This window comes from Orrella sp. 11846, from assembly GCF_048820935.1.
GTDB lineage: Bacteria > Pseudomonadota > Gammaproteobacteria > Burkholderiales > Burkholderiaceae_B > Algicoccus.
In genome coordinates, this window is record NZ_JBMERD010000016.1 from 1 (window position 1) to 12,320 (window position 12,320).

The window sequence follows — 12,320 nt, forward strand, 5'->3', positions numbered from 1 at the left end:
GTCAAAAACACGAGTAGTTCAGAGGTTCCTTATATCAAAAAAAGACGCCAACTTATTCATTTGCCTAGAATAACTGTCGTCACGGCCAATAGGCAGTTTCTAATGGCTTCGTTATTCTTCAATCATCTTAAGTGTAAATGCGTCAGATTTTAGATCTGCTGAGGAATATCATGGCTGAGCAAACAACAGTAGTTTCATCATTGAATGGTCAAGCATGGGTACGTACCCAAGACGGTTCGCTCAAACCAATTCGTGAAGGTGATGTACTGCCTGCAGGCGCAGAAGTCGTCACAGCTGAAGGAGCTAGTTTACAGCTTCAGCCTGAAGCCATGCCAGCCATTGAGATTGGTGGTGGCAGAACCTTGGCTTTGAGTGGCGAGATGTTTGATTCACGTCCACCCGTGGATGTGAATGCCGTGGATGATCCAGCCGATCCTGAAGCTGCCGCGATTATCGCTGCTTTGAGTAGTGGCGGTGACCCGTTTGATGATCTGGATCCAACCGCTGCGGTTAATGCTGCTGCCGCTGCGAGTGGCAATGATGGTAGTAATTTTATTCGCGTAGCCAGCATTATTGAAACAACCATTCCGATGGGGTTGGAGTATCCACGTCCAGGTCTGGTCAGACCAGAAGAATATCGTTTGGGCGATATTGGACTGCCCAATTCTGTGCCAGAACTGAACGATCTGATTGCATCACTAATGGATCAACTGAACAACGACAGCGATGCCATCGTTGGTTTAGATGTCGGTAAGTACTTCATGGATCGTGATGGCGATGTCATGACCTTTAGTGCCACTGGTTTGCCACCCGGTCTGATCATTGATCCTGTGACCGGTGTGATTAGTGGTCTGATCGATAAGTCAGCCAGCCAAGGTGGTCCAGGTAGTGATGGTGTCTATCAAGTGACTATCACGGCAACCGATATTCATGGTGCCAGCGTGGATTTGGGCTTTACCTGGACAACCCTGAACCCACCTCCAGTTGTAACCGATGACGAAGCTACCACAGAAGAAAATACCGTTGTGACCGGTAATCTTATGGATGGTTACGATGATGGTGGTGTGTTTAAGGGTGTTGACTATGACCCCGATGGTGACACCATTACAGTGGTCAATATCAGTCCCTCTCTCGATCCAGATAATCCTGGTGCTTGGACTTCTGTGCCAAGTACAGGCGCAACCATTACCGGAACGAATAATGATCCGGGTAAAGGTGGTGGTAGTTTTACGATTTTCCCAGACGGTCGTTACGAATTTAATCCTGGCACAGATTTTGATTATCTGGCTGTCGGAGAAGAAACGACTGTCACCATCACTTACCAAATCAGTGATGGTGAAGGTGGTTTTGATACTGCGAAACTCGTAGTCACAGTGACAGGTAGCAACGATGCACCTGAAATTGATGTTGTGGATAAACCAACAGACCCCGATGTGGTTGATCCCGGTGCGCCTGACAGTGCTGCGGGTTATGCGATTGTGAAAGAAGCTGACTTGTTCGGTGGTGTGAGCAGCACTTTCCCTGGAAAGATTGACTTTAGTGATCTGGATGATAGTGATACACACACAGTCACGCTCAGTGAGCCGTCAGAGACCTTGAAGTCACAAGGCGTGCCTATCATTTGGGATGCGACTGGTGGCAAAACACTGGTGGGTAAAGCAGGTGGTGTCGACGTTATCACAGTGACGATTGACGATGCTGGAAATTACACGGTGACTTTGAATGCGCCAGTGGATCACGAAAATGCCGATGGCCAGAACCTACTTGGTTTTAATGTCGGTGTCACTGTGACAGATAATCAGGGTGCTGCAGTTAACTCGGTCATTCATGTGACGATTCAGGATGATGTGCCCGAAGCATTTGACGATTTTAATGAAGTTAAAGAGGATGACACGCTGACAGCTGTCGGTAACGTGATTACCGGTCTTGCAGCGGGCGATGTAGCCGATAAAGTGGGTGCTGACGGTTTTGTCCTGACCAATATTGAGTTTGGCGCAGTGAGTGAGCCCGTGGTGAGCGGTACAGACACGGTTATTCAGGGCGACTATGGCACGTTAACGATTAAAGCTGATGGTTCATACACCTATGAACTCGACAACACGATTCTGAAAGTTCAAGCTCTGAACGCAGGTGACGCGCCTGTTGAAATCTTTAAGTACACGATTAAAGACGGTGACGGTGATGTGGCCACGGCTGAGCTGAAGATTACGGTCAATGGCACTGATGATGGCGTCACAGTTGAGATTCCGACGGATGTGACCACGACAGTGCTGGATGGTGATAAGACTGATCATGTGGTGTTCGAAAGTGCCTTGGCTACGGGCAGTCAACCGAGCCCAGATGATTTGGTGGTTGAGTCGGCTTTTACGCTCAAAGCGCTGGATGGTTTGGCTACGACCGATGCTGTCACTTTAAATTATGTCGATCGTGCAGGCAATCCTCAGTCATTGGTGCTGAGCAAGGACAACGTGGAAGCCTTGTCGGGTACGCCGAAAACGATTGAGACGCAGTATGGTTCATTGGTGCTCAATGGCTACAGCCAGAACCTTGTTGATGGCACGATCACGATCAATTACGGATATAAGCTGGAAGTGGCTCCAACGGTGCCAGGCACAGATACCATTGACTCGATTAATGTGACGGTGAAGGATCGCGATGGCAGTAGCGCGAATCAAAATCTTGGCATCAAGATCATGGACGATGCGCCGACAGCACGTGACGATGCGAATGCAGTCAAAGAAGATGACACACTGACAGCCGCTGGTAACGTCATGACGGGTGGTGCGGCAACAGATGTGGCCGATACCGTAGGTGCTGATGGAGCTGTACTGACCAACATTACGTTTGGCGCAGAAAGCAAGCCTGTGGTGGATGGTATCGACACGGTCATTCAAGGTGAGTACGGTAAGTTAACGATTAAAGCCGATGGATCATATACTTATGAGCTCGATAATGCGAGCCTGAAGGTGCAAGGTTTGAATGCTGGCGATGCGCCTGTTGAAGTCTTTAAGTACACGATTAAAGATGCCGATGGCGATGTAGCTACGGCTGAGCTGGAGATTACGGTCAATGGCACTGATGATGGTGTCACAGTGGTCACGCCTTCCGATATAACGAAAGATACGGCAGACGGTACGACCACTGACCACGTGGTGTTTGAGAGTGGTTTGGCTGATGGTAGTAGTCCAAATTCGAACGATCTGCTGGTGAATTCTGCGTTCACGATTGAAGCCTTGGATGGTCTGCATGCGGATGAAGCGGTGACGCTGAGCTACAAGGATCGTACTGGTGATCCTCAGACACTGGTGCTCACAAAAGCTGAGCTCGAAGATTTGGTCGCAAATCCTCAAGCGATCGAAACGCAGTATGGCTCGATGATTCTCAATGGTTATAACCAAGCTGCAAATGGCACGATCACGGTTGGCTATCAGTACACACTGCAAGTGGCTCCAAAAGTGTCGGGCGATGATGTGACTGAATCATTTACGGTGGCGGCTAAAGATCGCGATACCAGTGTCAACTCGAGTAATTTCGGTATCAAGATTGTGGACGATGCACCGACTGCCAAAGCGGATACGAATCAAGTCACAGAAGGTGATGAAATTACGTCTGTCAGCACAGCCGTTGGTAACGTGATCTTGGGTGATGCGCAGGGTGGAGTGGCGGATATCGCAGGTGCGGATGGTGTCACTGTGTCTAACATTGTGTTTAACGGCACGACAGATATTGCCGGTGTTGTTGGCGCAGGCTTGCCAGGTAATTACGGTACGCTCACAATCAATGACGATGGTACCTATACCTATCAGCTGAACAATAGCAATTTGGCGGTACAGGGTTTGATTGAAGGTGAGAAGCTATTTGAGAACTTCACCTACACGATTGAAGACGCCGATGGCGACAAATCGACGGCAACGCTCATCATCACAATTAATGGTGCGGATGATGGTGTGACTGTGACAACACCGTCCAATACGACACAAAACACAGCAGACGGTAAAACAAATGACCATGTGGTGTTTGAGAGTGGTTTGGCGGATGGTAATAAACCAAATGTGAACGATTTGCTGGTGAATTCTACATTCACCATCAGAGCGCTAGACGGTCTGGATGACGATACAGCGGTGACGCTGAGCTACAAGGATCGTGCGGGCGATGAGAAAACTCTGGTGCTCACAAAAGCTGCGCTCGAAGATTTGGTTGCGAATCCCCAGACCGTTCCAACTCAGTATGGTTCGATGATCCTCAATGGTTACAGTCAAGCGGCTGATGGCACGATCACGGTTAATTATCAGTACACATTGGAATTGGCTCCGAATGTGACTGGAACAGATGTGACCGAATCGTTCACAGTGGTCGCTAAAGACCGCGATGGTGATGACCACACAGGCAATTTTGATATCAAGATCGTGGACGATGTACCCGTGGCCGTCGATTATGACGGTGGCCATGTCAAGGAGGACGCGATTTACGAGGTTTCCGGCAATGTTTGGTCGGAGACATCTGTAAGCTATGGTGCGGACCTTGGTGCTGATGTTGATGCTCTGGTGTGGGGAACGCCAACTGCGACTCTTGATACAGACAAGGGTGGTGTGCAATCGAGCGTGCCTGTTGGTGACTTGTCTGATTACGGTATTTTGACACTGGATGCCTTAGGTAACTGGAAATTTGAGCTTACTAATTCTTCTGCAGCCGTACAGGCATTGAATCCAGATCAGAAGGTTTCGGTGTCGGTCCAATACACCTTGACAGATAAGGATGGTGACTTTGTCACCAAAACGGTGAAGTTTGAGATTCAGGGTACGAATGATGCGCCGACAGTGACCACAAAAGATGAAGATGGTGATCACAGCGGAGATGTTCGTGAAGAAGGACACGGCGTACCAGGTAACAACGAAGCGACTGGTCGTGTCGGTGGTCATGATGTCGATAACGACCATACTCTGACTTGGACGGTGAATACTGCCGGGACTCAGGCGAATGAAGGTAAGGTGGGTGACGAATGGATCATTAACGGCACCTACGGTAAGCTGTATCTGGATTCGACCGATGGCAATTGGCGTTATGAGTTAGATCAGAGTCGTCCTGAAACGGATGCGCTTGGAAACAAGGATAAAGTTCAGGAGATTTTTAACGTTCAGATTACGGACGAATACGGTGCGAATGTCACGCAGAATGTCACGATTAACATTCAAGGTACGAATGACGCACCAACAGCTGAAAATGACAATCATGTGTTCAACGAAGATTCTGGTCCTGCAGAAGGCAATGTGCTCACGAATGACAAGAACCCAGAAGGTGATCTGACCGTTATTAAGGTTGAGATCGACGGTACTGAATTCGCCATTCCTGCTGGACCAGATGGTCTGGAAGTATTGTTGACCGCAACTGGCACGACGCTGGATTCGGCAGAAAGTATCGGAACGTTGATCATTAAGCAAAACGGCGAGTACTCATTCCAACCTAAAGAGCATTATTCGGGTCTCGTGCCTTCAATCGTTTACACGGTTCAAGAAAAAGGAACAGATGACGGAGAGGAATCTCTGACTGATAATGCGACGCTGACCTTTGAGATCAACCCGGTCGCAGATGCACCGACAATGGTTGCGCCGGCAGCACTGACAGTCAAGGAAGATACTGAGATTGCATTGGGGCTCAAAGCACCTCTGGTTGTGGATAACAAGGATTTGAATGACTCCGAGCCTGGTGATAATCCGGAGCTTTTGGGTGTCATTACGATTTCTGGTATTCCGAGTGGTGCGATCATCCACGGTCTGCCTGGTGGAAATACGGTATCTGATGGCACACCCTTGAAAGTGGTGATCACTGATCATGCAGATCATGGACATATCAAAGATGCGGCCAGTGAATCTGGTGTGATTGAACTGACTAAAGCCCAATTTGAGGCATTGTCCGTCACACCACCAGAACATGATTCAACCAACTTTAGTGTGACCGTTACAGCGACTAGCTATGAGGTCAATAATGATGGTGTGCCGTTGTCCGGTGTCGCGGGCGCGCAATCTAGCACCGTCACAGCAGTGACTGTCCTTGCGGTGACGGATGATGTGACACTAAACCTTAAACCGGGTAGTAGCTTTGATGCGACGGAAGACAAGTATTTCAACTTGACTGCTCAGCTCGAAGCTGGATTCCAAGATTTGGATACCAGTGAAAAACGCTGGATCACGATTGAAGGAGTACCACAAGGTACTAAAGTTAAGGTCGATGGTACTGTCCATACGATAGATGCCAGTGGTCAAATCACTATTGATGCTAAGAGTGGTTCGGCTGGGCAAACCGGTGGCATCGATAGCTTCCCGAAAATTGAGATCAAAGCGCCCAGTAACTATAGCGGCACCATCAATAACATCAAAGTGACCCTTGGTGCTCAGGATCAAGATGCGGATAATCCATCGCATGTGGCCGAAGTTAAAGAGGCTGTTGTCACTCTGGACCTGAACGTGAAACCTGATGCGGATGGAATTAAGGTGACTAAAGGTGCGGAAGGTGTCGAAGATACGCTCATCACAAATGTCTTTGCCGGTATCAAGTTTAATGGTGACACGGATCGCAGTGAAACGATCACATCGATGGTGATTAGCGGAATCCCCAACGACTGGGTGTTGACGCGGACAGTCGATGGCGTTCAAGAGCCTGTGGAGGTCACACCAGACGGCAAGTTTGTTGTTGACGTGAGTGGTGTAATCGACACACCTGCAAGACTTGCAGCATTGTTGAAAGATTACAACCTCATGCCGCCTGCTCATAGCAGTAAAGACTTGACGCTGACTGTAACGGCAACGACGAAAGACTCAGCCACCGGTCTTTTAGATTCTGAAATAACTCAGGATATTGCTTTGGTTGTGACAGTCACACCTGTCGCTGAAAAGATTGATGGTGCGATTTCAGAGGCGCAGAGTGAAGATAATACCCACTTCCTAGTTGGCGAAGTTGGTGATGATTTGACGATGACCAAGGGTAAAAATTATGATGGAATTGAAGGTGGGTTAGAAGATGGATGGTTTGCGCTGAGTGTCGGTGGTTTTAAACTGACTGATGATTGGAGCAACGTCGATGGTGATCCAGACTGGTGGGCGGATGCAGGGACGACTGCTGCCGACGAAGGAACTGAAAAAACGTATGCATTGTTAACACCCATCTTGAAGGATGGTGTGCCTGTTGAAACCGCGAAAGGTGCTAAGTTCAGTTATACGGACAATGGTCAGGAAATTACTGTCGAGTTCGATGGGAAAACCCCCGTTGAGATTCCAGTTTATGCACTAGATACCGTGAAATTCATGGCGCCTGAGCATGTCTCTGGTTTGTTTGATATTCGCATTCAGGCAAAGACCGTGGATACAGACAAGGATCTGGACGATGATACGACTGATACAGCGATTTCTGGCCAGTCTTGGCTCACCAATATTCTGGTTAAACCCGTTGCTGATGGTATCAATTCACTGCTTGTCAAACCAGCTAGCGGTCTGGAAGACTCGAAGATTGCGCTCAATGTAAATCTTAGTAGTCTGGATCCGTCTGAGACCTTTAATCTCAAACTTTCTGATATTCCAGAAGGCTCGAAGGTTTTCTATAACGGCGATGAACTGGTTGTTGCAGCAAATGGTGAGGTCACTATTGACGGGTTTACGAATGGCACGTCATTGCAAATTCAACCGCCACTCAATAGCAACGTTGATTTTGCGCTGAATGTTCAGGCGCAAACGGTTGACTCTGTAACTATTAATGGAAAGACGCACACAGATACTTCAGACTGGTCAGCAGTCACGTCATTGCCGGTCAAAGTGAAAGGTGTTGCCGATGAAGCCATCTTTGACTTCAACGGAACAGTGGGCACGCCTGTTGTTTTTGAAGAAGGCTATCTGGATGGTCATGATGGAACAGGCTCAGAGTCGATCAAACTCAATGAGCTGATTAATACGGTGACACTGCATGACAGCGATCGATCTGAAAGTCTGTCATTCAAGATCACAGGGTTACCAAAAGGTTTTGACCTTAAAGGTGATGGCGTCATCTTTATGGGTGGAAGTGGTGAGGGTCGTGAGTGGGTGATCAGTGTTCAGAATCCTGCAGACATGGCGAATTTTTCTGATGTGCTGAATGACGTTCTGAGCAAGGTTGAGCTGCATGTGCCCGAGCACTACAGTGGTAAGGTGCCAGGTACGATCACTGCGGTCACCACAGAAAACGATGGTGATTCCAAGACGGGTAGCTCGTTTGAATTCAATGCAGTCATCATGCCGACACCAGAATCTTCTGTGGTGACGACGTCAACGGTTCAAGAAGATCAATATGGTCAGATCAACTTCAAGATTGCCAACAATCATGGGGATGAGAATGAGTCGTTGACAGCGGTCTACATCAGAGTGGATCAAGCTTCTGGGGACGATTATGCGCTCTATCTGGGCAACACAGGCACGCTATTGTCAGCGGCCGGATTTGCACCCGTAGAGATCGATGGTGTTGAATACTACAAGCTCACCGACCCGCATATTACAAACGTCTACCTCAAAGCGGATCCAAACTTCGCTCATAACACTGGCGGTGGTTTTGATTTTGAAGTGAAGTATGAAATCACGGACCATGCAAGTGATGCGAGTGGTCTGGTCGGCACAACGATCATCGATGATGAGCATACGGTTCATACGGTTCATGTCAAACCTGTCACGGATAAGGTCGAGTTGTCTGATTTTGTCAAACAGGAAGTGGATCATCATGGTGACTTCGATGTGGCCTTCACTGTCACAAAACCAGCCGATGCCAATGCAAATAATCAAGCTGACCTTGATGGCAGTGAACAGCTGACGCAAGTCGTAGTTGGCGGTGTGCCTCAGGGCATGATCGTGACTGGCGTGACAGTGGGCGGCACGACGATTGACAATGTTGCCTATCTGGGTGGCGGTCGCTGGTTGGTTACCATTCCGAAATCTGCTGATTCGAGCTTTACGGGAGATATTAATGGTCAGTTGCACTTCAAGTCGGGTAGCTTGTTATCCAATGGTGAATACGGCTCTCTGACAGTGACAACGGTGACTCGCGATGAAGGTGCAGACAACACTGAGTCCGCAACCAAAGGCTTGATCATTGATTCTCAGGTTCCAGGTGGTGGTTCTGGTTCGACTGACGTAGTGAGCACTGAGGTTGTTGTTAAAGACTATAAAGGTACGGAAGACACAGGATTTAAATTATCCGATGTGTTAGGTGTCACGATTCAAAATCATGGGGTTGCAAATTCAAATCTGAATTCCTCTTATTCAGTGATTGTGAAGTTGCCTGCAGGTGCACAAATCTTTAAAGGTGATCCGACCAATCCTAACAATGAGATCAAATCTACCACTGTCGGTGGTGAAGAGGTCTGGGTGATTAGTGGTAAAGGAAACCAAGCTCAGCTCGATGAGTTCTTGGATAATTTGACCGTGATTCCGCCCGAGAATCTGAACGATAACAAGGGCGGTATGCCTCTCGATGTGACCGTGACGACCTACTTGGAGAATGGTTCGCAAGGTGTGACACCTGTCCCTGATAACTCGTTCGTGTCTCTGAAGCCTGTGACCGATGGGGCAGTTGTTGAAATTGGCTTTAGTGCTGCAGGCGTCGACGGGTTGGATACCCCAGATTCGGCACAAGAAGGTCGTAATGTTGCCATTACGATTGGACTGACTGAAGGTGTGGATACAGATTCCACTTTTGATGGATTCGTCTATCTGCAGCTCAGTGAGTCGAGTAAATTGACAGGCGGCTCATTACTGCACCCAGACGGTACGGCGCTCAGCACTGTGGAAGTTGGACCAGATAATCCTATTGATGGTCTAGCTGCGGGAACATACTATGTAATTCCAGCGCCAGATGGGGCCGATAAGGTCAACGTGTTGTACAAGCCCCATGTCGACAAGCAATACACCTCTGGTGAGATCACCGTGAATGCTTGGGTCTCCAGTCAGGAAGCAGGTGCTGACAACTGGGTCATGAATCAATCCAATGCGACAGGTAAGATCGAAGCAGTCAATAACGGCTACGAGATCATGGTTGGTGAAAAAGATCCAGATAGTGGTGTCTGGACACAGACAGGTCTTGAAAGTCAACACATTGAACTGGATGTGACTGGACAAGGTCTTTTTGATACGGACGGTTCAGAAAGTGTGATCGCCGCTAAACTCGAAGGCATTCCGAATGGATTCCTCGTGTTTGTCGATGGTCAGTTGGCTAGTAACGCGGGTGTTCAAACTGATGGAACGAACACATGGTTGATTCCAGTAACAGGTAATACCTTGCCAGGCAATATCTCGATCTTGCCACCTGAATACTGGAGTGGCACACTCAATGACCTGAAATTGTCCGTTTTATCTGGAGAGCAGGGTAATGAAACCTGGAGCACAACCGAGCAAACTGCAACTTTCAACCTGAAAGTCAAACCGGTTTCTGATGGGATTCAAAGCTTCGAACCGCAGAAAGCATTTAACGATGCCAATGGTGTTATTAACTTTAATCTGAACATTGCATTGATTGACCGCGATGATGCGTCTGTTGCTGGATATGACGATGAGAACATGGAAACTGTCAGTCTGAAGTTTACAGGTCTCGGAGAAAACGCACTCTTTGTCTTGAATGGTGAGCAACCAGACAAGATTGAGTTCGATGTGGATGGCGGCTACACCGTGTCTTACTCACACGGCGGTGTAAATACATCATTCACGGTCTCGATCGATGATGATGGTAATTATGTCATCAACGGCCTGAGTCAAGACGTTGTGAACGACCTAGGTGTGATTCAAACTTCGGATCAAATCACAGGCCCTGCACAGGTCAGTGCTTGGACGGTTGATGGTGATGCCGATGCATCTACTGCAGTGGATAAATCGTTTGATATCACGATGTTTGATCACCCGATCGCGGGCGGCACCGATGGTGACGACATGCTTGTTGGCAATGACAATGCCAATATACTGTTAGGCGGTGAAGGTGATGACATCCTCATCGGTGGCAAAGGCGATGACATCCTCATCGGTGGCAAAGGCGATGACATCCTAGTCGGTGGTGCGGGTGACGACATATTTAAATGGGAAGCTGGAGATGCCGGTACGACAGAAAACCCTGCCGAAGACATCATTCGTGACTTTGGATTGGGTGGTGTCGATAATCCATACGGTGAAGATAAAATTGATCTGACAGATCTGCTCACAGGCGATGAAGAGAAGCTGATTACAGACTATCTCTCCGTTGAGAAGAATGGTGCAGACACTGTGATCAATGTCAACACAGATGGAAACTTGGCCGCAGATGGTGCGAACCAGAAGATCGTCCTGCAAAATGTGAATCTGGCTGATTATGATGCAGATACTGTTGCTCAGTTCATCCAAGATTTCATTGAGCATGGCAAGAGCACCAATAACGATGGTAATGGTGGCTAATCGAGCACCTGCTTGAAGTTATGTAGCGTCTCGTCATGTGGTTTGGTTGCGAGACACTACAAACTTCGATTGCCACAAAGAATGGGATTTCGGTTCTGTTCTTTGTGGCTTTTTTATTGTGTGGTTGGTTTGTTTTGTTTTGCTTTGTTTGTTGGGATTTGAGGGATGTGAGTAGGAAATTTCGTGTTCAGATTATGTTGGACGTAAAAAAACCACGACACAGCATCGGTCGTGGTTTGAGGGTGTTTTGGTTTATTAGGTCTTAATCGTGACCTGTACCACCGCAACCGCCGCAGCAGCCAGACTCTGTGGCCATAGCCATTTCCTGACGCTCGGATTCAATGCGACTAAAGCGCTTGAAGGCAGGCAGGTGACGCGACTGTGAGGCGTCTTGCAGGTTTTCTAGAACACGGATGATGTCTGCATTTTGTGTGGATTTGAGTAGGCGCGCATACATCTCGGCATTGTCTGTCTCTGATTTTACGGCTGCTTCCGTCGCTTCCAAGATGGATTCGTAACGGGGTGCTTTAGAAACCCAAGTGTTCTCTGGGACGGCTACGCCGTACTGGTTATAAAGGTTGGTCAAGGCTTCGATGTGATGGCCTTCGGCTTCGCGAATATTCACAAACGGGCGCAGCTCACCAAAGTCTGCGATGACCTGACCATAAGTGGTCCAGGCAAAATATTCATCATTCAAAGCTTCGTTCAGAACATCAATGTCTTGCTGAGTCAAGCTGGTCATGGGGGAGCTCTCCATTCGGTATCAGGGTTAACGCTTAAGATAACTATTGCATACATGTTTAGATTAACCCATTTCACACAAAAAGTCAGTAGTTGTCGCATGATGCGTGTAATGTTGTTTTAGAAAGCGGTGTTTAGCGATTTGAACCTTGA

The 12,320-nt window shown here is 48.1% G+C and carries 2 protein-coding genes; one reads left to right on the forward strand and one right to left on the reverse strand.

Features of this window, described 5'->3' with window-relative positions:
• Window positions 1–170: 170 nt before the first annotated feature.
• On the forward strand, window positions 171–11,426 hold the full coding sequence (locus tag ACOI06_RS12100; RefSeq protein ID WP_420662849.1) for a retention module-containing protein: 11,256 nt from the start codon (window positions 171–173) through the stop codon (window positions 11,424–11,426).
• Between the two features lie 262 nt (window positions 11,427–11,688).
• Here the strand turns inward: ACOI06_RS12100 and ACOI06_RS12105 are convergent, their stop codons facing one another.
• Window positions 11,689–12,168, reverse strand: coding sequence for a ferritin-like domain-containing protein (locus ACOI06_RS12105; RefSeq protein WP_420662850.1), 480 nt, complete (start codon window positions 12,166–12,168; stop codon window positions 11,689–11,691).
• Window positions 12,169–12,320: the final 152 nt, after the last annotated feature.